This is a genomic window from Parapedobacter lycopersici (assembly GCF_040395035.1).
GTDB lineage: Bacteria > Bacteroidota > Bacteroidia > Sphingobacteriales > Sphingobacteriaceae > Parapedobacter > Parapedobacter lycopersici_A.
Window position 1 is genome coordinate 1 of the sequence record NZ_JBEBRB010000002.1, and the last position, 21,760, is coordinate 21,760.

Consider the following 21,760-nt stretch of genomic DNA (forward strand, 5'->3'; position numbering starts at 1 on the left):
CACTTTCCGGGTCAACAAGTACCCACTTGCCAAGTTCATCAACATATACCTCAACCGTTTCGTGCGCAAAAATATTGGTGTGCCTCACATTGTATCCGAGTGCCTGTAAAGCTTGCATGAAAACAACCGAAAATTGCATACACATGCCTCCTGCTCCAAACCTTTCCATCCGCTCCAAAATGTGGTTTGCATTCCATTCGGGGTACGCTACCGAGGGCAGTTCGTGTTTCCAAAGTGAAGAAACCAAATGCCTGACACGGTTGATCTTCTCAAAATCGCCTTGTGTATCCTCCACGAGTTTCAGCAGTTTTAATTTTTCGCTGAGCATCTGAAGCTCCGGGTGTTTGGCATCTTCGTATTTTATCTTGAATGAGGGGTAGCGATGGACGGGGTTTCGTGCCGACACCACCGCGTAATCGCCCTTGGTCAAGGTATCGGCATTTATGCTGCGATGGATGGCTACCCGGTGAACCACCGGCGTGCGAAGGGGATTTTCAGTAGATAAAACAGCCCGCCATTGCAGGTAACGGTGACCGCCTGCTGGAATTTCGGATGTGAAATCACCTCCCTCGCCAACCTTGCGCCACGCTCCCCAGTCCGTGCTATGCATATCCTGCGTATTCGCCGTCCGTATTTCCCAAACAACACCCGTCTCTTTTGGAAGAAAGGCGTTTGCCTCCATCTGCAGGCTTTGTATACTGCATCGGGGTACCACAACCTGATTTTCTGAAGTCGACCAAAGGTCGATGGGGGGGGATGCAAGTATACCTTTCGACTCAAACCGCTCCAAATGCAGCCTAACGGTATATTCCCCCACAATGGAATCCCCCGGCCCCAATTTACCTACGGACCAAGTCCGCCCTCCATCAACGGATTTTGCCGAAGTGGCACCCACGATTATCTTTTTTAACAACGGTGAACTGGCTTCTTGCTCCGGATCGACCTGACCTGCGGAAGTCAACGCCGTATTTCCTCGGTATGTGAATTTACCTCCACCCCCTTCATACTCATCTTCCCGCGCAAACAACAACTCATATCCAGCGTTCTTTGGTGCATCGCATCCAATAATGATTTCGTTCAAGCCTTTTTTTAATGTGGCCGCAGGTATTTCCACCCACCGCCATGAAGGCTCATGCCATGAAGCCGTTGCACCCGCTACATCCGTCCCATTGACTTTTAAATAATATGGCGGATCACCCTTGGCGTCCTTCGATTTGATCATAAAAAACACCACATGTGTTTTTGATGAAATCGGCACCTCATCCAACACAAACTGTTTCCGGATAAGCACCCCGTCATGGATCGGTTCCAAAAATGTTCCTTTTTGGCTCCAGCCCGCCCCGGGTGCATCGTTTTCAAGGAGTTTGTAGTTGTATAATGAAACACCGTTAGCCAAAGGTGCAATCATAACGTCGTTTACAAACCCGTTTTTGTAGGCTTCTATGGCACTCAAATCAGTAGTTACCTGTGTTGATTGGGCATTGGCACGTGTCGTGAAAAGCGCTATGAGTATACCCGCTATTCCAACTGTTACGGTATGTTTTCTCATCTTGAAAAAATTAGTGTTGTGCTGATAAATAATCCATCAACAACCTCATATTTTTAACATAAACGGCAACCGAAATATACTGCTGGTCAGAAGGGTCCAGCTTCCAATCAGCGGATAGCCGATCGGCGTGCATAGCAGTATTGGTTTCCTGCCCTGTTCTTGGGTCAATCGAATAGGGGCTGCTAATCCACTCGTGTTTGGAAAGCCAGCGATGTTGCGTATCCAGCGCATCGATTATGTTACGGGCATCAATTTCGCTCGGTCTCATTACCACATTCCTATCAGGCGTTTGAAAATAATACTTTCCGGCATACCGATTGCGGCCCTCAACCTCGACTAACGGGGAGTTTCTTGTCGCTTCTTCCTTAGCCAATGCATTCACTTGCTCATATTCCTTTTTAAGCATTTCAATATTCAGCACCATATTATGGCCGTAGGAATACAGGTTATCCATACCATAATCTACCCAATACTTGCTATCGTTAACGCCGGTCCCTTCCCGATGCGCCCATAAAGGTTTATTGGTATCGATCTCTACGAAAAAGGAATGTGTCCGTTTTCCCCCATCAGTTTGGTGTTGTGGTAGCCGTGCCCGTTCCAGCCAGGCAATCGCATCCGGTATCCGTGCCAAAAATTTCCGATCTCCGGTATACCGGTAAAACTTCAGCAGCATCAATATATTGTCGTATGTTTGACCGGTTACAATAGAGGCAGGCTCAAAACTCCTCGCGTGTGCGGGCTGCAATTGCATGTCATACTGTTGAGCCCATCCGCCTTGCGGATTCCCCTGTTGGGTAATCAGGTAAAAATTCATGGCCCGATATATGGGTTCCAGCAAACGTTCTTCTCCCAAGGTTGCATAACAATCGATTAAGAACTGGGTGGTGTTACGCATTACGTCATCGTTGAAGGTATAAAAGGACGAATAGTCGGCTTTCCCATCTTTTGGATGGTTATGCATCAGTGGGTAACGCTGGGGCCAACCACCAATCGGGTATTGAGCATCTAAAACAAACTGGATGGCTTTGTCCAGTGAAGGCTTGATCTGTGGATCCAGTTTCTCCAAATAAACCCGTAGTAGAAAACCGGCAGCACCTGGCGTGACGTTATCGTCAAACGTTGCGTTGCCATAGTAATAATAATGCTCCTCAAACCCCCACGCGTTCTTACCAATCGTCCGATACCATTCTTTCAGCGATCGATCGCCGGCAAAGTCGATGAAGTAATTCCACCCGCCGCAATCGAGCTGGCCACGGATCAACGCATTAGCCAATTTTAATGCCGCTTCATAGTAATACTCATCGGCAGTGACATGGTAGGCATCAAGAAACAGGTGTCCCATGCCCAGGGAGCCCGGCTCTTCTATTCTTATTTGTGTATCATAGGCTTCTAATTCGTGCCATCTACGGGATAGATCTTCGGTATAAAGCCGTGCATAACCACCGTTTGTGCTGACCTGCTCTACCATGTATTTAGTGGCCTGCAGCATCGCTTTTTTTACGTTCGATTCCAAACTCGATTGTCCCCTGGCAACAAGCGAAAAGGACAATAAGCAACAAAAAATAACTATTGAATGACTGTTTTTCATCTTAACTATTTTTGACGGTAACGTGTTTTACTACATTAAGGCTTAGCATCCCACCATAGTTTCACTAGCCTGCCATCCTTCCCTTCCCCCAGCAAACTGATGGCTACCTGAACGGCCGCCGCATTATTTTGATACTCCATCGGCACAAATGGAATCCTTTTGATAATGGCCGTTACGGGCACTTCGGGATCCAGTGATCTGATAATGGGGTACCGTGCCGGGTATCCCGTTCTCCGCAATTCGCTCCAAGCCTCCCACCCGTCAGGAAAAATGGCAATCCATTTTTGGGTAATAATCTGCTCCAATTGTTTCTCGAAATCTGCAGCAGGTTGATATTTCACCCGAATGTCCGTGACTGCGGGTGTATTCCATTTATCCTGGACAGTAGCCGGTACATTATTGCTATTGATATAATTCAATATTTCATTTTCGGATGCCGACGTTTCGGCCAGTAACGATTGCCGGATGCCTTCGTTGTAGAGCGACTCCGCCGAACCTCCCATGTTCCAGCCTCGCAATGCTCCTTCGGCCCGGAGAAAATAAACTTCGGCAGCACCCATCACTTTGATATCGGGATTGCTTCCTCCCTGACTTACGGAGAGAAACTTAGGTCCGATAGTTGAATAATCGTCATTGATTCCGGTTCTATCATCAATTTCAACACCATTCCTTAAGCCCTTGTATCCCAGATTGGCTACCGCCTGGCTGAAATATACCGGAAGACGTGGATCTTCATAGCCTTTCAGAAAGCTTTCCATCGTTGCGCTCATCCGGTATTCTCCCCAGGCCGATATCTTTTCATGGGGATGGCGGGAAAGATCTGTGGTAAGCACATTTGCATTATCCGAAACCGCCTGCATCACACCCGCTGCCACCGCTTTTTCTGCTTCCTGTTTTGCGCGGTCAGGGTCAGCATAAACGATACGCAGGGCCAGTCGCAGCCGTAATGAATTAGCGAAAACCAGCCACTTGTCCACACTTCCTGCATACAGCAGATCGTTCGAACCGAAGCCATTGGCTCCGGCGTTTTCGGAAAGGACAGTGGTTGCTTCGTCTAGCAACTTAAAAAAATCCGCATATATACTTTCCTGGCTATCGTAAGCAACACTCGTTTGTGCGTTGCCAAACTCCGCGTAGATAATGGGTCCCCATTGATCCGTCATCCGGTGATACATCATCACTTTCCAGATTTTGGTCAGTGCATTTTCCACGGGCATGCTGTTTTCCGCAGTGTATTTTTCGACGAAATGGAGTTGTGGAGCGGCATTCGCATAAAACGCCCGCCAGGCGTAGCCGGCCCAGTCGCCCATATGGAGGTATTGGTCGCTATTAAACCAGGGTACGGAAGTGGCGAAATATTGGACATACAGGTCTGAAAACAGGTTTTGGGCCTGTTGCATATCACTGCCATCTCCCATTATTCCCCGATACTGAGCGGCCGCAAATGCCTGTCCCAGCAAGCCTGCATCCAAATTTTCAACCGAAAGTACGCCCGGAGGAATATTCATTTTATCGAAATCCTTGGTACAGCCTATACCGAATAAGAATATGATGGCGTACACCGTCAACATATGAAGTTTAATCTTGTACTTTTTCATTGCAATAAGTTTAAGAAAGAGGCTATTCATGATTAAAAACCGATGGAGAGGTTTATTCCCACCGTTCGTTGCGAGGGCCTGACATACTGGTCAATTCCCTCGGTGCCCGGTCCGGTGCCAACCCGTAAATCTGCGTCTACTGTTTTAGAAGCGCGGTAGAGGTAAAAAAGGTTTCTGCCGACCAACGAGATGTCGAGTCTTTTAATCGGCCCTTTTTCCAGCAGCTTACGCGGAATTTCATATCCGATGCTCAATTCCCGCAAACGCGTATTGGTAGCGCTTTCCACAAAAGCCTCTCCCACGAACAGGGAAATGCCGCCGACGTGATTCCAGAACTGCTCGGCATTGATTGCAACATTATTGGGACTGCCATCCTGCAATACCGCCTGCTCGCCGGGGAAAAGGTTTTCGCCAAAAACCAACCCGCCCTCCCGGCCCATCAGTGTTGCTTCGGCGACACCATATCCATGCAGCAGCGAATTGGTAAAGGAAAGCATGGTGCCGCCCTGCCGATGGTCAATGAGTACGCGGAGATTAATACCTTTAAAACTAAAACGCTGTGACACGCTGGCCAGCCAGTCCGGATTGAAGTTAGCCACTTTTTCCGACTGGTTCGGCGTCAGCATCGGCAATCCATTTTCGGTCACCAATACCCTGCCCTGCCCATCCCGTTCAAACCCTCTTGCATAGATATTACCCCAGGGTTCACCCTCTTCTATTACGATCTGACCGACCTCTACGCGGGGCCTGTCGTCGGATATGGTAATTACCTCGCTTATATTCCGACCATAATTCAGGTCTATCGACCAGTTAAAATTTGCTTTGCGTACCGGATTTGCGGTCATCACCAGTTCATAGCCGTGGTTTCTGATCTCCCCGCCATTTGAATAGTATTGACTGGCGCCGGAACCGATGGGCAGGTTAACGGTGAACAGCTGGTTCCTTGTATTGGTGTTGTACATCGTGAAATCAAAACCCAACCGGCCTTCCCAAAACTGCACATTAAGTCCGCCCTCCATGGATTCCGTCATCTCCGGTTTTAAATCGGGATTTGGCAATATATTGTTCAGTTGCAGAAACCCATTCGTTCCACCCGGGACCAAGCTAGCCTGGCGGGATAGCATATAGGGCATTGCAGCATTCCCAACCTGTGCCCAGGCTCCTCTTACCCGTAAAAAAGAAATGGGATCAGGAAGCTTGATGAGATCGGAAACCACGGCACTTAACCCCACAGAAGGATAGAAATAAGAGCGGTTGTCCGCGGGTAACGTCGAACTCCAGTCGTTCCGGCCGGTAATATCGATAAAGACCGCGTTCTTCCAGCTTAAGTTAATAAAGGAAAACAGCGATGAATTGGCGGATTCGGCTATACTCTCGTTGGATAATATGGTTGTGCTATTTGATAGGGTGAAAAAATTGGGTACCGTCAGCGCTGGACCTGTATTAGAGGAAAGCGATTCGCTTTGCGCCTTTGCAACTGAGCCCCCAAAATTGATGCTCGACGTCCAGTTCGTCAAAAATTCCTTATTATATGAAAATATAAACTCTCCCCGGTACGACGTGGAACCGGATCGGGTTGTGGTAAATCGGCCATTTGGGGCCTGGTTATAGGTGTCGTTATAAAGCTTTTGGTCCCAGCTGGACTGGCCTTTAATATAATTTCCCCGCGCCAGCAGGTTGATGCCATCGGCAATCTGGTAATTCGCAGCCAGTAAGGCTTCGATTAAATCACCGGATCTCTCACTCAGAACCCGTTGCCTTAACCAGTGGGGATTCTTGGATATACCTGCGTTGGGCAGCCAGTAATTTTGAAACAGCTCGCCTTCTCCATTCCGGAATTCAAAATTCTTCATGTGATCCGTACGGATATTTCTTGGGATAAGATAGACACTGTAATTGGGGCTGAAGCCGCTTCCGGTCTGCACTTCGTTGGGGTACGATTCAAACATGTAGTCAATCTTGCTGTCCAACGAAACCTTATCTGTCAGTTTGGTATTCCACCGGAGTGTAAGGTTGTTGCGTTTTAATTCATCGTCATAGATAATCCCGCTTGCATCGGTCCGGGTATAGTTAAAAAAGGTTTGATTTTTCTCGGTTCCGTGGGAAATGGAAATATTGTTGCTGAAATTCAGTCCCGTCTGATAGAAATCCCGCACGTTGTTGGGTTGCGGAGATAACGCATACTCAGCTCCGGCGTCTTCCGGTGCGAGCGACCAGTGTTCTACCAACTGCCCTTCCATTTTTGGCCCCCAGGAGAATTCCGACCGTTTATTGTAATTACCGCCATTTCCCTGCCCATATTGATTTTGGAAACGCTGTAGGATGACCGGATCGGTTAAGATCAGGTTGCTATTAAAATTGACACTTGATTCGCCCGCCTTTCCCCTTTTCGTTTCGATAATAATGGCACCGTTCTGCGCAGCACTGCCATACAGCGCAGCTGCATTTGCACCTTTAAGCACGTTCATGGATGCAATATTGTCCGGGTTCAGAATATCCGGGTTACCCGGCATACCATCGATGATATAGATGGGTTGACTATCGCCCGATATAGAGCGGTTACCCCTAAGCACAATCCGGACGGGCGCACCTACTCCTGTCCCTGATTCGGTAATTGACAACCCGGCCACCTTACCCTGTACCGCGAGAAGCGGGTTTGGTTCCCGCGTTTCCGACAGTTCCTCAGAGCTCACCACTTGTGTACTATACGTCAAAGACCTGCCCTGTCGTTCCAGGCCAAGCGCAGTGACCACTACCTCTTCCAGGTTTTGATTGTCGGGCTCAAGCGTTATTGTAAGCGGATTACCGGATTGCGCTTGTATTTCCTGGGTTAAATAGCCGATCATAGAAATGGAAAGCGTACTGCCTGCCGGAACCGATAAAACAAAATTACCTGCCGCGTCGGTCGTGGTTCCGCCAGCGGACCCTTTGAGGCTTACCGTTACTCCTTCCAGTGGTTCGCCCTTGGTGTTCATAATCCTTCCATGAACAGACTGTTGACTAGTGGAAACAGGTAAGCCAATCGGAGCTACCGGCTTCGCCTTCTGTTTAACAACAATGTTCTTCCCTTTAACTATGGTGAACTCCAATGGTAGGTGTTTAAAAGAAGATTGTAGGATTTCACGGATAGATAAATTCTCCGCTTTAAGGGAGAGCCGTTTACCCTGCACCAGTTGATTGTCATAAAAAAAGACGTATCCACTTTGCTGTTCAATCAATGCAAACACCTTCTCGAGTGGCATGTCCTGCACATTGAGATCAATGTTCTGGCTGTATCCCTTGGCAAAAATCTGGGTAACGGCCAACACGACCAGTATGATTGTTAATTTCATAATACGCAGAAAATTAAGGGAGAATAAGGCCACACCGGGGGCCTTAACTTTTTTAAAATAATTCATTAACTTTGAAAAGTTTGGGTTAGTTAATTGGTTATTTGTTCCAGTATAAATAATTAGCATTTACTAATCTGGCGTTCTTTGGCAGGAGTGGGTCAGACTCCTGCTTTTTTATGCCTTTTCGGTTTTCTTGACTGTTTATTTTTCCATGACTTTCGTAGTTTAGTTTTGTAAAAGGTTAGTTCATAACACCGTAATCTTTCCATTTTTATCCGGTGATTCCGATTTTTCCAGCACGGTGTTGATGCCGGAGTAATTTAGGATGGTTAACACTTCCTGCAAGCTGACGTTGCGGTATATCCGACCGGAAAATTTCCGGCGATCGGCCTGGTGGTAGGCTACTTCTACATTATACCACCTGGAAATGTTGCGCATGATTGCACCGATATCGGCATCCCGGAAGTCGAATAGTCCGCTTTTCCAGGCAATCGTCTGCTGACCGTCGGATTCACGGAGAATGATCTCATTTGCTGTTGCCGGATTTCTAGGAACGATACTCTCCTGTCCGGGCTTCATGAGTACACTGTTATTCCCGGCGATCAACCGCACCTGCCCTTCGAGCAAAACTGTTTTTACATCCGCTTCATCGGCGTATGCGTTCACATTGAAATGCGTGCCCAAAACCTGTATTGTCTGTCCGTCTGCAACGACTTCAAATGGCTTTGACCGGTTTTCCGCCACTTCAAAATAGCCTTCGCCGGTAAGTGTTACTTGCCGCCTGTCTCCAAACTGACTCGGAAATTTCAGACTGGATTCGGCATTCAGCCAAACATGGCTTCCGTCTGGCAGTATTACCTGGAATTGTCCACTGCTTGGTGTGACTATCGTGTTGTATGCAATTTTTCCGGACGGGATGTTTTCCTGGCTTTTTATATCAAAGATCAGTTTCTGTCCGTCCGACGAAACCTGATTCCCGTTCGCATGAGACAGGAGTACACTGTCGCCATGCCCTAACACCACCCGTCTCCCATCTTCCAGTAATAGCACCGCTTTATTGCCTCCCGGCATAACATCATATTGATTCGCGTCGTTAATAAAAGAAGCCATGGATGTTGACCTGCCGGGGTTTTGGTAATACAGATAACCGCCTACGATACTCAACACGGCAATCAGGCTCGCCGCAACAGCCATCCATTTTTTCAACCATCGCTTTGCGGTCCCATTTTCCGTCATTTCGTCGGCAGCGATCCGGGTTTTAAGTGCCGCATATATTTTTTGCTTCAATTCATCCTTGGATGTACAGGAATCGATTTCTTTTTTCGAATCGTTAAAGGAATTGTACCATTGCTCGAATTCGCGCATTTCTTCGCCGGTAATTTCTCCCCGCTTCCATTTTTGTGCGAGGAAATCAATTCTTGATTCTTGCTTAGCCATTTCTTTGGTTAGTTTAATAAGATAGCCGTTCGCAGGACGCATAACCCTACCTTATTTTTTAATTATTTTTAATAGAAATGTGGTGACCGCTTCTTAACTGACAAGTAAGAGCAGCGCAACAGAAAAGTAATGCCTAAAGTGCTGCTTCAGGAATTTGAGCGCATGTGTGATGTGTTTTTCAACCGCTTTTTCCGAAATCACAAGCTTTTTGGCAATTTGCTTGTTGGTGAGGTTGGATTGCCGGCTAAGGCTGAATACCAGCCGGCATTTCTTTGGAAGCTGATTGATCCGATACTCCAGCTGCATCGCCAGCTGATCCAGATCAAATTGATAAAAGTGCATTTCCGTATGCTCATCCTGAAGCGCCTGGCTCAGCATGTTCCGGAACTCCCCTTCTTTTAACCGCCGGGCCCTGCGATCAATAACCTCATATTTAACAGCAACGGCAAAATAGTTTTCAAAGCCGCGTTGCAATTTGAAGCTTTCCCGCTTCCTCCATAAATTAAAGAAAATGTCCTGGACCACTTCCTCGCCTTCGACCAGGTCGTTCAGGCGGTTGCTGGCAATGACAAATAATTTATCCCAATACTTGTCGTACAAATAGTTGAAAGCAGATTCATCGCTGTTAGCTAACAAATCTGCTAGTTCAAAGTCCGTATACAAGTCATATGAATACATGCGGGCACTTTGATAGTTTATCAATCAGGTCTTTCACATTTTTGGCAAAAGAGCGGCGTCCCGGCCTATTGACAGCAGCAAAAATCAGGAAAGCACTTTCCCAGCTGTCTCCCGTCCTGGATTAAACCGGGTTAGCGATGCCGCATAAATCAGGCATCAAATAATCCCGAGGGTTTATACCCGTTTGCCTTGATCCGGTCGAAAGCCAGCATGGACACCATGAGCTGGCGCGGCCGGTGGTAATTCTCCGCCCGGACCTGCGAATGCTTCTCCAGTTTGCGGTCGCCGCTATCAATTACAAAAGCATACTCCGGCCGTACAAATTTTTCCTGGATATAGGCATCTGTTTCCAGAAACCGCCGGATGGCCCACGGATCGGCCCGATGTTCAATCAGGTGCAGCGCACCGATCAGGATTTCCTCCTGCACCCAGCGCGCCTTGGTGAGGGTCCACTGGTACTCGTCCGTATTCGGCAGTGCGGTAAAATGTCCGCCGTAAACCGGGTCGGTAGCGACCTCCACGTGGTGCTTGAACAGGGTGGCTGCCCGGTCGAATAATGCTGCATCCTTACGGAAAACCGCGTATGCCATCACAAAGGCAAACGACTCACATCCGTGACCCAGGTCAGCATATTGCAGCGCAACCGGGTCAGCCAATGGTTTCAGGTCGTGGCCAATCGCCTCATTCACCAATCCATGTTCCGCGTTGATGTGGTGGGTGAGGATGGCCGTCGCACAGCGGTCGGCCAATGCCTGGATCCGCGGATCGGCCTCCTGTTTCAGCAGCTGGGTGGACACGCTGATCAGGATCATCCAGTGCCCGAGAATCCGGGGACCTGGCAACGGGTTGTCCGATTTATAGGCATAGGTATAATCGTCCCGGTCATAGCGGTCTGCCGCCTTTAGCACAATCTCCTTTGCCTGCTCAAAATATTCCCGTTCCCCGCTTGCCTTGGCGTATTCGGCCAGTCCCTCGGCAACGAACAGGTTGCCATAAATATCGCCTTCCCCGGTTGAGCGGGGTTCGCCCTCCTTCGAAAACGAAGTGGGGTAGAAGCGGCCGTCTGCCGGAAGTCGGGGAAGAATGAAATCCCGCGACTTGCGCACGACCTCCAGGTAGGCCGGATTTTGTTCGAAATGATTATACAGAAAAGCGTAAGTCCACATTCCGCGCCCCTCAAACCACGCACGTTTATCGGTTGTTTCCAGTTTGCGGGTGGCAATGTTGACATTACACATGAAGCCTCCCAGTTCATGGTCGATTACATACTGGTCCATATTGGGGAGGAATCCATCGAACAGTGCCGTGTAATAGCGTTCCCGCCGTGCCGGCAGCTCCATATCCGCAATAGTGGGAGCCGCTGCGTGGCCTACGCCTGTATCCCGTCGGTTGTCACCGCCGGATGTACACCCCAGGGCACCCAATCCCATTACACCAAGACCGGCGAACGCCTGTTGCCGGATAAATGCTCGTCTTGAATAATCTTTGCTCATTCTGTTTAATAATTGGAGTTAACACCGCAATAGCCGGGTCAGGATGATCCCGGTGTTTCGGAACCGTCGATCCTTTTCCAGATGGCATCCAGCATCCCGTCTTTTAACGCTTTCCGTTCGGCTTCACCCAACGCAGCCAGTACATCCGGCCCGCTTTCAACCGCTTCGTAATAGTCAGTCAACAGGGCGTTTTCCGCCTCCGTCATCGTTCCCTCCCGATATTTCTCGAGTAGCTTGAGAAGATCTGCTTTATTCACAATGATATAGGACTCAACTGGTTCAAATTCTGGTTCATTACTTATGTGACTCAAAATTTCCAAAAAGTCCCACTAATATATAGCAATATCGGGATTTTATCGTTTTCCCTCCGGAAAACAGGAATTGTCAAGGTGTGGACAGCAGCAATCCGGTTGCCGGCGATTAAAGCAGGCCGCCAAAGGCCGTAAAAAGAACTAAAAAACGCGGCAATGAACCCTTCAGTTGCTCCGCAGCCTTGCCCAATTGATTCTGTACGGTTTTAATGGACAATCCCAGGCGGCTGGCAATCACTTTGGTGGTGAGGTCGTCGTGGTGGCGTAATTTAAAAATCAGGCGCCTTTTCGGTGGCAATGCATCGATAACCCGCTCGTAAGATGTATAAAACTCATTCCGCTGGACGTTGGTATCGGCGGTCAGGTAAGACGGGATCGTTTCGTGCAGGCAGTCAAAAAAACCATCGACATACCGTTCACGGGCAATAAGTTTCAGTACTTGATTTCGAATGGACACATTTAAATAGGCAGGGAAATTAGCGATGGGGGTTTTTTCGCGCGACCAGATATTAACGAAAATTTCCTGTACTACATCCTTCGCATAGTCTTCATTCCTCAACCGCTTAAAGGCCTTCAGATACGCAACGCTCCAATATTTCTCATACAACTGTCCGAAAGCAGTCCGGTTGCCGGAAGCAATTTGCTGTAATAACAGACTGTCCTGGTTTTTTTCAATGTTTAGTGAAGCCATTTGTCAGTTGATTAGATTGCCCCTTACAAAATGATCAGTTAGATCCCCAAAACCCGCAATGAAAAATAAATTTATAATTGGTCGTGTACGGACACATTATTTTTGTGTACGTACACAAATATACTAACATAAATTAAAAAACAAAATTTAAGTCGTTTTTTTTTATAAAAACGCTGCCACGCAGCTACGCCGATCTACGGAGGACTCGGCTGCTTTTCCCATCGTTCAGCTACCCGTAATCCCCCGGTATTTACCAGGCATTCCATAAATCAGCAGCGGCCCTTAAGACAGGATTCCTTTTGTGGGCCACCCTTCCCACGCCGCAACACAACCGGTCTTTTTACGGACTTTACCTTGCACACTGCCGACAATTTCAGGGGATGAGTCCAGTGTGAGTCCAGAGTGAGTCCGGGGTGAGTCCAGTATGAGTCCAGTGATTGTTCGTAAAACATTGGAGTCATACCGCTAGCATCGCAGACATACCCCCGATCCGGGCAAAACAGGTATTGGACGAAAAATAGTATTGAGCCATTGGCGGCACGACAGTGACTATTGCGGTTATCCCATTTAATCCGCGTAAAAAGGCATTCCGTTGACTGGAATTTATTTTCGCTGCGTAAAGAAAATCGTATATTAGCTATGCAAATCAATCATTCAGCAACCATGGACAACATCATGAATCTTTTGAACGGCAGTCTCGGAAAAGAGGTGATTGCCGGCATTACCAAGCAAACCGGTGCATCCGAAGATGAAGCCCAGTCTGTTGCCAGCACGGCGCTTCCGGCGATGCTGGGGGCATTGCAGCGTAATGCGAATAATCAAGAGGGGGCACAGGGCATCCTGAACGCCCTCCAGTCAAAGCATGACGGGAGCATCCTGGATAACCTTCCCGACTTTTTCGGGAACGGCGACACCCGTGATGGTAACGGCATCCTGGGTCATGTGCTCGGCGGAAAGAAAGAGGTCGTAGCGCAATCGATCAGCAATAAAACAGGCGTTTCCTCCGGCACGGTTTCCAGTATTATGGCTTCGTTGGCCCCGATTCTGATGGGATACCTGGGTAAGCAGAGCCGTAGCCAACAGGTTGGCGATGGCAACGGCCTGAGTGACCTGTTAGGCGGGCTGCTGGGCGGACAGTCGGGCGGCGATGCGCTGGGCGGCCTGCTGGATCAGAACGGCGACGGGAAACTGGGCATAGACGACGCGGCAGGATTCCTCGGCGGCCTGTTTGGGAAAAAATAACAGGTGGCACATCGCTGCCGGCTGCTGCTTAGTTGCGGTAAAAGGCGTAGTTCTCCCGGGTGATAATATCAATCGGCATAAAGTTCACCTTGTCAACCTCCGTCGCAAACGCGAGGTGCTGGTACAGGGCCATAACACCCCGGTAGGCCTGTTCGTGCGGTTTCTGGCCGATCAGAAAATCAATGGTTCCTTTTTTGAGGTATTCAATATTCTCCGGGAGGAAGTCGTATCCGATCAGCAACAGGCCCCGTTTTCCCGACTTTTCCAGGTAACGGGCAACGGTTGAGACCCGGGAGTTCGTTGCAAAAATAATCCGGATATCTTGATGTTCTTCCAGTAGCTGGGCGATATTCTGTTCAACAGATTCATAATCCGTTTGCCGGATATCCACCTTAACAATAGCGATCGGGAATTGATTATCCGCGAAATAAGCGCGGAAACCTTCTTCCTTCCGCAGGGTATAGTGATGGCTTTCGAGTTCCTTGGAAATATTGGCTACCAATACCTTGTTCTCACCATGGGAAAGGTACCGGATGAGGTGGGCAACCAGGTAACCACTGTCAAAAAGATTGGGACCGATGTAACTGAGGCTTTCTACTTGCGGAAGATCCGAATTGATGAACACATAGGGGATATTCCTTGCTTTACAGGCATTGGCAAAACGGGTTGACTCTTCAATGAAAATCGGGGTCAGCATAACGCCATCTACATCGGTCTGCAGCAGTAACTCTGCCTGGCGGTCAAATGAGCCTTTGTCGTTCTGATCGAAAAAGTACTTATCCACCCGGACACCGTATGACTCGATTTCGGATTCCGCCTGGATGATGCCGTTCAGCAGGACTTCCCAGTATACGGTTTCGCCGGGAACCCTCGGGGTGAGCGTGGCAATCCGGATCAGCTTTTTCGAGGCCAGTCGCCGCGCGATGAGGTTGGGCTGGTAACCCAGCTCATTAATGATGGCATTGATCTTCTCCTTGGTCTTTTTGGATACACCGGGCCGGTTATGGATAACGCGGTCTACTGTTCCTATTGAAACGTTCGCCCTTTTTGCAATTTCCTTTATCCCCAATGGAGTGCTATGATTTCTTTTTTCCATTTAATTACGGTATATCCGTTTGCGCCGGCACACAGCATGGGTGATCTATTTAACAAGCACGATGATTTTACCAGAACTGCTGTCTGTGTTTGCGCAAACGCCAAGAATGGCGGGCAAATCTAAATTAAATCTCGTTAATTATCAATAATTAATCGACACAACTTCAGCTGAATCGCATCCCGCCTGTTTTTGATTATCTTTGCATGCACATTCACGTTCATCTTAACCCCATGGCCGAAACATTACAGTTAACCAGCGGTGACAAAGCCACGCAATACGAAGCACTACTGCCGCAATTGGGTGCCCTGGTTGCCGGGGAACCTGACTTGGTTGCCAATATGGCCAACCTTGCGGCGGCGCTCCGTATGCAATTCAACTTCTTCTGGGTGGGTTTTTACCTGGTGCAGGGCAATGAATTGGTATTGGGACCGTTCCAGGGGCCGGTTGCCTGTACACGCATCGCCTGGGGAAAAGGCGTCTGTGGGACGGCCTGGATGCGCGGCGAAACACTCGTTGTACCCGACGTGGATGCCTTCCCGGGCCACATTGCCTGCAGTTCACTGTCGCGGTCCGAGATCGTGGTCCCCATCTATAAACAAGGTGAAATCATTGCGGTGCTGGATGTCGACAGCGACCAGCCGAACCATTTTGACGAAACAGATGCAACGTACCTGACGCAGCTAAGCCGGCTGCTTTAATGTGTGGCACGCACATCCCACACCATCACCTTTTTGTCGTCGCTGACCGAAACAAGCTGATTTTCATAGGCATTCCAGATCAGGTCGTTTACGGATAGGAGGTGACTATCCATGCCTTTTTCAAAACTGATGGTACGGAGGAGCCTGAAATCATCGGCTGCCCACAGCTTTACACTCTTATCCCTGCTCGCCGTGGCAAACACGGGTAATGCGGGATGATATTTAATGGCATATACCGTAAACATGTGGGGTATAAAAGAGCGAATCGCCGAAAAATCCGCGGCGTTCAGCACATTTAGTTTAGCATCGCGACCACCGGTAAGCAGGTACCTCCCATCAGGAGAAAACATAAGTGAAGTAACGGGCATGTTATGTGCGGGTATTTCCGTCAGGAGGCCATAATCCAGCGCGCTGTAAATTTTCAGCTTGCCGTCCTTCGTACCGAAAACGATGTTCTTTTCGTTGTTGCTGATTGCAATGGCACGTACGGTCTGCTCCGCCACCTTAAAATGGTAAAGCAGCCGGAAGCCCGCGGTATCCCATACGGATACGGTTCCGTCCTCGGAAGACAGTATTAATTCCGGTTTATCACGGAATGACTTGATATCAAATACCGGTCGCTGGTGATGGGCAAGCTTCGCTACGGACTGGCCTGTGGCGGTATCGACGACCTGTACCAGTCCGCTCCGCGTGCCGATGGCCATCAGGTTGGTACCGGGAAGCAGGTGGAGGGCATAAACAGACGACTGCACCGGACACAGGACGCGTTCAAACGCCAGGGTATCCATGTTCCATTGCACTACGCCCTTGTCATTGCCTCCCGTAAACAGCATGGAAGGCTCAGGGCCGTTTTCCACCGTAAAAATTGGATTCTGGTGTCCGCTGAGTGTTCCTTTTTTATGAACCTCAAGTGCTATCATTGATGCCGTTTTTCCAGGTTTTTGGCGATGGTCGCCAACGGGATATTTTTCTCCCGCAGCAACACCAACAAGTGGAAAACCAAGTCGGACGCCTCGTTAACGAAATCGCTATCGGTTTCTGCCAGCGCGGCAATCACCGTTTCCACCGCTTCTTCTCCCACTTTCTGCGCCACCTTATTCAGTCCGCTCTGATGCAGCCGGTTCACGTAGGATGCTGCTGTCGGAAATTCATAACGGTCGTTGATGATCTGTTCAAGTTCGAAAATAAAATTCCGGTCGTACTCGGTGCTGAAGCAACTCCGGCTGCCGGTGTGGCAGGTCGGCCCTTTCGGGTGTGCTTTGATTAACAGCGTATCCTGATCACAGTCAATATGTGTGCTTACGACTTCAAGGAAATGGCCACTCTCTTCCCCTTTCGTCCACAGCCTGTTCTTACTCCGGGAAAAAAAGGTTACCCGCTTTTCTTCCTGTGTCTTTTGCCAGGCTTCCTGATTCATGTAGCCCAGCATCAGCACTTCCAGGGTCTGCGCGTCCTGCACAATGACCGGAACGAGCCCGCCGCTCTTTTCAAAATCCAACATAATCTTTTAATCTATAGCAAATTTACCGCACTTCAATTCCGTTTTCCCGCAGTTCGGCTTTCAGTTCGGGAATGAGGATTTCCCCGTAATGGAACACCGAAGCGGCCAGTGCCGCATCGGCATGCCCCTGCTGGAACACGTCTACGAAATGCGATATGTTTCCGGCACCGCCGGAAGCGATCAGCGGGATGGACAGCCCGCAATTGATCTTATCGAGCAGTACGCAGTCAAATCCGTTTTTGGTTCCGTCGTGATCCATGGAGGTCAGCAGAATCTCTCCTGCACCGCGACTTTCCGCCTCTTTTATCCAGTCTTCCGTTTCCACATCCGTCTTCAGCCGGCCGCCGTTGAGGTGAACGTAATTTTTACCGTTTACCCGCCGGGTGTCAACCGCCACCACCACGAACTGGATGCCAAACGCATTGGCCATCTGATCGATCAGCTGCGGGTTCCTCACTGCGGCGGAGTTAATGGAGATCTTATCGGCCCCCGAGTGCAGCAGTACATCAGCATCCGCCAATTCATTGATCCCCCCACCGATGGTAAAGGGAATATTGACCTGCCGTGCCACCGACTTAACCAGGTCCACCGTGGTCTTCCGCCGCTCATGTGTCGCAGTGATATCCAGAAAAACAAGTTCATCGGCCCCCTCTCGGGAATATTGCCAGGCGAGTTCAACCGGGTCACCCGCATCGCGCAGATTGACAAAATTGACGCCTTTTACTGTCCGTCCATCCTTGACATCTAAGCAGGGGATGATTCGTTTGGCCAGCATCGTCTTAAAACCGAATGAGCGACTTCAGGTTCCATTCCTTAATTTCTCCAATGCTGATGCGATTTTCGTAAATCGCCTTGCCGATTACGCACGCTTCTACATTGATGCCCGCCAGTGTCTGCACATCTTCCATGGAACTAATCCCGCCGGAAGCAATCAGCTTAATGATAGGGGAATGGTCCAGCAGCTTTTTGTACAGTTCTACGCCTGCACCGCCCAGCTTGCCGTCTTTGTTAATATCCGTACATAAAAACCGGTAGAAACCCAATGAAAGGCACCGGTCAATATAATCCATTAGTTTCACCGGTGAGCTTTCCATCCAACCGGAGTATTTAATCACCTCATCCAACACGTCAATGGCGATCACCACCTGGTCAGCGTATTTTTTGCGGCCAGTATTCAGCTTACTCAGTTCATCCAGGAATTCCGGATTGGTGATGGCCTGCGTGCCCACGACTACCCGGTGTATGCCGGCGTCTACCAGTTCCCTGACTTTCTCGATGCTGCGCACACCGCCGCCGTACTGCACTTTCATATCGGTGTGCTGGATGATGTCAAATAGGTATTTTTGATTACTGAAATCCCCTTTTGCGCCATTAAGGTCGACGATATGGACAAACTCCGTACCGTTGGACTGGTATTTCTCAATCATCTCCTCGAGGCTTACCTCGTACGTGGTGACCTCACTGTAGTTGCCTTCCCGTAAACGGACCACTTTTTTGTCCAACACATCAATCGCAGGAATGATATACATGTTTTTGGCTGATTAACGTAAATTTGAAAAATTCAATAATAACTGTTCGCCCGCTGCTCCGGATTTTTCTGGGTGAAACTGTACGCCAAAGAAGTTTTTATCTTGAATGGCAGCCGAAAATTTCAGTCCATATTGAGCAAAAGCGGCCGTAAAAGTAGCATTATATTCAATAAAATAAGAGTGAACAAAGTAAAAGTAGGTATCTTTTTTCAGATTTTCGAATAACGGATTGTCGTTTTCGGGATATACCTTGTTCCAGCCGGTGTGGGGTACCTTCTCGGCTATCCGTCCCTCAAAATGATATGTTTTCAGCGGAATAATATCCAGTAATGACGCATCTCCTTCTTCTGAATAAGCGGTAAGCAGCTGCATACCCACACAGATTCCCAGTACCGGCTTCTTAATTTCCCCCACTGCATCAGCCAGTCCGGAATCCCTTAATTTTTGCATGGCGGCGCCGGCATGACCCACACCGGGGATAATGATCCGGTCATATTGTTCCACTTCACCGGTCTTATTGATCATGCCGTATGGGATATCCAGCCGGTCCAATGCTGCCGTAAGTGAAAAAATATTTCCCGCTTCGTAGTTAATAATCCCTGTCATCGTTCAGCTGTCAGCCAGCTGCTAACTGCAGCTGGCTATTAATTAAATAATTTTCTGTGTGTATCTTTCGTACTGCCAGGCTCCTTTGCTCCTGCGCAATTACAAAACTCCTTTCGTGCTGGGCAATGCCATGTTTTCGGCATCACGCTTTACCGCACGTTTGATTGCCTTGGCAAATGCCTTGAAAATTGCCTCGATCTTATGGTGCTCGTTGTCTCCCTCGGCCTTGATGTTGAGGTTACATTTAGCAGCATCGGAAAATGATTTAAAAAAATGGAAAAACATTTCCGTGGGCATGTCACCGATTTTCTCCCGCTTAAACGCAGCGTCCCAGACTATCCAGCTCCTGCCGCCGAAATCAATGGCCACCTGGGCGAGGCAGTCGTCCATCGGCAGCGTAAACGCATAACGTTCAATCCCCCGCTTATCGCCCAATGTCTTCAGGAAGAGCTCGCCAAGCGCAATGCCAGTATCCTCGATCGTATGATGTTCATCGATGTGCAGATCGCCCCGGGCGTGTACCGTCAGATCGAGACCCCCATGGCGGGCAATCTGGTCGAGCATGTGATCAAAAAATGGCAGGCCCGTCTGGATGTCGGCCTTTCCCTTGCCATCCAGGTTTACGCGGACATAAATATCCGTTTCGCTCGTTTTACGATGATACTCACCCGAGCGGGTTCCCAGTTTCAAAAACTCATAGACAGCACGCCAGTCTGACGTTTCCAGCGCCACCGTGGTTTCGTCGATCTCAAGCGCTTCGGTCGCACCAAGCGCATCGTTATTCCGTAACCATATGGCCTTAGCCCCTAGGTTCTGGGCCAGTTTTACATCGTTTATCCGGTCGCCAATGACAAATGAATTAGTCAGGTCATATTTTTCCGGATCAAAATAAGACGTCAGCAGTGCCGTCCCCGGTTTACGTGTCGATGCATTTTCATGGGGAAATGTGCGGTCGATATGCGTAGCGGCAAACACAGCACCTTCGCCTGCAAACGTGTTGATCACGAAATCATGCACCGGCCAGAAATTGACTTCGGGGTGCGATGCCGTACCCAAACCGTCCTGGTTGGTTACCATGATCAGTTCAAAATCCAGCTCCCGTGCAATTCGGGGCAGGTACTGCAATGCACCGGGGTAAAACTGAAGTTTTGCAAACGAATCGATCTGCTCGTCCTCCGGTTCCAGAATCAGTGTACCGTCCCGATCGATAAATAATAGTCTTTTGATGCTATCGGCCATGTTTCCCTATGTTCTTTCTAATCATATTACAACTACTGTTTATCCGATTTATATTGCTGCAATGCCGCAATCAGGCGTTCATTTTCAGCAGGGGTGCCAATGGTAATACGCAGGCAACCCTCGCACAGCTCCACCTTGGAGCGATCGCGGACAATTACACTCGCGTCAACCAGATGGGTATAAATTTCGCGGGGTTCCGATGTCTTGACTAAAATAAAGTTCGCATCGGATGGATAAACATGCAACACATAGTCAAAGGTACGCAATAGTTCTGATACCTGCTCCCGCTGGGAAACGGTTTCCTTAATCCAGTCGTTCACCTGCTCAACCTGATCCAGCGCTTTCAGCGCCAGTTCCTGTGTGGCCTGGTTAATGTTATACGGGGGTTTGATTTTATTGAATACCTCGATGATTTCCTCGCTTGCGAAAGCCATTCCCAACCGCAAACCGGCCAAGCCCCATGCTTTCGACAAGGTCTGCAGCACCACGAGATTGCCATACTCGGTCAGCTCCTGTATAAATGTCTTTTGCCGGGAATAATTGATATAGGCTTCATCGATCACCACGAGGCCATTAAAATTAGCCAGCACCGTTTCCACATCTTCACGGCGCAACGAGTTACCTGTGGGATTATTGGGCGAGCAGAGGAAGATGAGCCGGGTATTGGTGTCAATGGCTTCGGCTATTCCTTCCAGGTTTAGCTGGAAATCCTCAGTGAGGTTTATCTTTTTGACAGCCACATCGTTGATGTTGGCCGATACCTCGTACATGCCGTATGTGGGCGGTACGAGGATTACATTGTCTATCCCCGGGCGGCAGAATGCCCGGAACAAGATATCAATCGCTTCGTCACTGCCGTTTCCAAGGAAAATATTCCGCGGTGGTACCCCCTTGATATGGCTTAATTTGCGTTTTATTTCATGTTGTAATGGATCTGGATAGCGGTTGTAAAACACATCCAATGGCGAGCCGAATGCATTCTCATTGGCATCAAGCAATGTGGATGCCTTGCCCTTGAACTCATTGCGCGCAGAGGAATAAGGGGTCAGGTTTCTGATGTTTACCCGTAAAAGATTGTTTAAATCAAATGATGAGGCCATTTTTATATACCGTGTGTAGTTATTTTCTTATATCGTACTATCCATGCTTTGCTTCCCGCGAGGCCCGCCAAG

At 48.9% G+C, this 21,760-nt stretch carries 19 protein-coding genes; 2 read left to right on the forward strand and 17 right to left on the reverse strand.

Annotated elements, in window-relative coordinates; genetic code table 11:
* The 9 genes from ABWO75_RS01055 to ABWO75_RS01095 form a co-directional block, all read right to left on the reverse strand.
* A partial coding sequence (locus tag ABWO75_RS01055; RefSeq protein ID WP_353181672.1) for a transglutaminase-like domain-containing protein occupies positions 1–1,549 on the reverse strand: 1,549 nt, incomplete at its 3' end.
* Between the two features lie 10 nt (positions 1,550–1,559).
* On the reverse strand, positions 1,560–3,062 hold the full coding sequence (locus tag ABWO75_RS01060) for a pectate lyase (protein ID WP_353181674.1): 1,503 nt from the start codon (positions 3,060–3,062) through the stop codon (positions 1,560–1,562).
* Positions 3,063–3,172: 110 nt separating this feature from the next.
* Positions 3,173–4,735 carry a SusD/RagB family nutrient-binding outer membrane lipoprotein gene (locus tag ABWO75_RS01065; protein ID WP_353181676.1) on the reverse strand — a complete coding sequence of 521 codons (1,563 nt, stop codon included), beginning with the start codon at positions 4,733–4,735 and terminating at the stop codon, positions 3,173–3,175.
* 32 nt (positions 4,736–4,767) lie between these two features.
* The gene (locus ABWO75_RS01070; protein ID WP_353181678.1) at positions 4,768–8,067 is read right to left on the reverse strand and encodes a SusC/RagA family TonB-linked outer membrane protein; all 3,300 of its coding nucleotides are present in this window, start codon (positions 8,065–8,067) and stop codon (positions 4,768–4,770) included.
* A gap of 246 nt (positions 8,068–8,313) precedes the next feature.
* The gene (locus tag ABWO75_RS01075; RefSeq protein WP_353181680.1) at positions 8,314–9,504 is read right to left on the reverse strand and encodes a FecR family protein; all 1,191 of its coding nucleotides are present in this window, start codon (positions 9,502–9,504) and stop codon (positions 8,314–8,316) included.
* Between the two features lie 93 nt (positions 9,505–9,597).
* On the reverse strand, positions 9,598–10,182 hold the full coding sequence (locus tag ABWO75_RS01080; RefSeq protein ID WP_353181682.1) for a sigma-70 family RNA polymerase sigma factor: 585 nt from the start codon (positions 10,180–10,182) through the stop codon (positions 9,598–9,600).
* 149 nt (positions 10,183–10,331) lie between these two features.
* Positions 10,332–11,675: an AGE family epimerase/isomerase gene (locus tag ABWO75_RS01085; protein WP_353181684.1), complete on the reverse strand. Its 1,344-nt coding sequence runs from the start codon at positions 11,673–11,675 to the stop codon at positions 10,332–10,334.
* A gap of 38 nt (positions 11,676–11,713) precedes the next feature.
* Entirely contained in the window at positions 11,714–11,932 is a 219-nt protein-coding gene (locus ABWO75_RS01090) for a hypothetical protein (protein ID WP_353181686.1), read from the reverse strand.
* A gap of 163 nt (positions 11,933–12,095) precedes the next feature.
* Complete coding sequence (locus ABWO75_RS01095; protein ID WP_353181688.1) at positions 12,096–12,677, reverse strand: RNA polymerase sigma factor; 582 nt, start codon at positions 12,675–12,677, stop codon at positions 12,096–12,098.
* Positions 12,678–13,316: 639 nt separating this feature from the next.
* Between ABWO75_RS01095 and ABWO75_RS01100 the strand changes: the two genes are divergently transcribed.
* On the forward strand, positions 13,317–13,919 hold the full coding sequence (locus ABWO75_RS01100) for a DUF937 domain-containing protein (RefSeq protein ID WP_353181690.1): 603 nt from the start codon (positions 13,317–13,319) through the stop codon (positions 13,917–13,919).
* A gap of 28 nt (positions 13,920–13,947) precedes the next feature.
* On the opposite strand, the gene ABWO75_RS01105 is transcribed toward ABWO75_RS01100, so the two are convergent.
* A complete protein-coding gene (locus ABWO75_RS01105) occupies positions 13,948–15,015 on the reverse strand; it encodes a LacI family DNA-binding transcriptional regulator (protein ID WP_353181692.1) in 1,068 nt (355 codons plus the stop codon).
* A gap of 230 nt (positions 15,016–15,245) precedes the next feature.
* Here ABWO75_RS01105 and msrC point away from each other — a divergent pair, with 230 nt between their 5' ends.
* Positions 15,246–15,713, forward strand: a complete 468-nt coding sequence (gene msrC, locus ABWO75_RS01110) for a free L-methionine (R)-S-oxide reductase MsrC (protein ID WP_353181694.1) — start codon at positions 15,246–15,248, stop codon at positions 15,711–15,713.
* On the opposite strand, the gene ABWO75_RS01115 is transcribed toward msrC, so the two are convergent.
* The 7 genes from ABWO75_RS01115 to hisC form a co-directional block, all read right to left on the reverse strand.
* Positions 15,710–16,633, reverse strand: a complete 924-nt coding sequence (locus ABWO75_RS01115; protein ID WP_353181696.1) for a WD40 repeat domain-containing protein — start codon at positions 16,631–16,633, stop codon at positions 15,710–15,712. The two genes, msrC and ABWO75_RS01115, sit on opposite strands and share 4 nt — an antisense overlap.
* Positions 16,630–17,214 (reverse strand): bifunctional phosphoribosyl-AMP cyclohydrolase/phosphoribosyl-ATP diphosphatase HisIE, encoded by a 585-nt coding sequence (gene hisIE / locus ABWO75_RS01120; protein WP_353181698.1) that lies wholly within the window; start codon positions 17,212–17,214, stop codon positions 16,630–16,632. The genes ABWO75_RS01115 and hisIE overlap by 4 nt, the downstream gene beginning before the upstream one ends.
* A 22-nt stretch (positions 17,215–17,236) precedes the next feature.
* Positions 17,237–17,989, reverse strand: a complete 753-nt coding sequence (gene hisF, locus ABWO75_RS01125) for an imidazole glycerol phosphate synthase subunit HisF (protein ID WP_353181700.1) — start codon at positions 17,987–17,989, stop codon at positions 17,237–17,239.
* 4 nt (positions 17,990–17,993) lie between these two features.
* Positions 17,994–18,743 (reverse strand): 1-(5-phosphoribosyl)-5-[(5-phosphoribosylamino)methylideneamino]imidazole-4-carboxamide isomerase, encoded by a 750-nt coding sequence (locus ABWO75_RS01130; protein ID WP_257657166.1) that lies wholly within the window; start codon positions 18,741–18,743, stop codon positions 17,994–17,996.
* Between the two features lie 12 nt (positions 18,744–18,755).
* Positions 18,756–19,349, reverse strand: a complete 594-nt coding sequence (hisH, locus tag ABWO75_RS01135) for an imidazole glycerol phosphate synthase subunit HisH (protein WP_353181703.1) — start codon at positions 19,347–19,349, stop codon at positions 18,756–18,758.
* A gap of 99 nt (positions 19,350–19,448) precedes the next feature.
* Positions 19,449–20,588: a bifunctional histidinol-phosphatase/imidazoleglycerol-phosphate dehydratase HisB gene (gene hisB / locus ABWO75_RS01140; protein WP_353181705.1), complete on the reverse strand. Its 1,140-nt coding sequence runs from the start codon at positions 20,586–20,588 to the stop codon at positions 19,449–19,451.
* A gap of 32 nt (positions 20,589–20,620) precedes the next feature.
* Complete coding sequence (hisC, locus tag ABWO75_RS01145) at positions 20,621–21,688, reverse strand: histidinol-phosphate transaminase (protein WP_353181707.1); 1,068 nt, start codon at positions 21,686–21,688, stop codon at positions 20,621–20,623.
* Between the last annotated feature and the right edge of the window lie 72 nt (positions 21,689–21,760).

Bases quoted from the DNA above. Each gene is read 5' to 3' on its own strand.
- ABWO75_RS01065 (WP_353181676.1), bottom strand. From the start codon at position 4,735: ATGAAAAAGTACAAGATTAAACTTCATATGTTGACGGTGTACGCCATC.
- ABWO75_RS01070 (WP_353181678.1), bottom strand. From the start codon at position 8,067: ATGAAATTAACAATCATACTGGTCGTGTTGGCCGTTACCCAGATTTTT.
- ABWO75_RS01075 (WP_353181680.1), bottom strand. From the start codon at position 9,504: ATGGCTAAGCAAGAATCAAGAATTGATTTCCTCGCACAAAAATGGAAG.
- ABWO75_RS01080 (WP_353181682.1), bottom strand. From the start codon at position 10,182: ATGTATTCATATGACTTGTATACGGACTTTGAACTAGCAGATTTGTTA.
- ABWO75_RS01085 (WP_353181684.1), bottom strand. From the start codon at position 11,675: ATGAGCAAAGATTATTCAAGACGAGCATTTATCCGGCAACAGGCGTTC.
- ABWO75_RS01095 (WP_353181688.1), bottom strand. From the start codon at position 12,677: ATGGCTTCACTAAACATTGAAAAAAACCAGGACAGTCTGTTATTACAG.
- ABWO75_RS01100 (WP_353181690.1), top strand. From the start codon at position 13,317: ATGCAAATCAATCATTCAGCAACCATGGACAACATCATGAATCTTTTG.
- ABWO75_RS01105 (WP_353181692.1), bottom strand. From the start codon at position 15,015: ATGGAAAAAAGAAATCATAGCACTCCATTGGGGATAAAGGAAATTGCA.
- msrC (WP_353181694.1), top strand. From the start codon at position 15,246: ATGGCCGAAACATTACAGTTAACCAGCGGTGACAAAGCCACGCAATAC.
- ABWO75_RS01115 (WP_353181696.1), bottom strand. From the start codon at position 16,633: ATGATAGCACTTGAGGTTCATAAAAAAGGAACACTCAGCGGACACCAG.
- hisIE (WP_353181698.1), bottom strand. From the start codon at position 17,214: ATGTTGGATTTTGAAAAGAGCGGCGGGCTCGTTCCGGTCATTGTGCAG.
- hisF (WP_353181700.1), bottom strand. From the start codon at position 17,989: ATGCTGGCCAAACGAATCATCCCCTGCTTAGATGTCAAGGATGGACGG.
- ABWO75_RS01130 (WP_257657166.1), bottom strand. From the start codon at position 18,743: ATGTATATCATTCCTGCGATTGATGTGTTGGACAAAAAAGTGGTCCGT.
- hisH (WP_353181703.1), bottom strand. From the start codon at position 19,349: ATGACAGGGATTATTAACTACGAAGCGGGAAATATTTTTTCACTTACG.
- hisB (WP_353181705.1), bottom strand. From the start codon at position 20,588: ATGGCCGATAGCATCAAAAGACTATTATTTATCGATCGGGACGGTACA.
- hisC (WP_353181707.1), bottom strand. From the start codon at position 21,688: ATGGCCTCATCATTTGATTTAAACAATCTTTTACGGGTAAACATCAGA.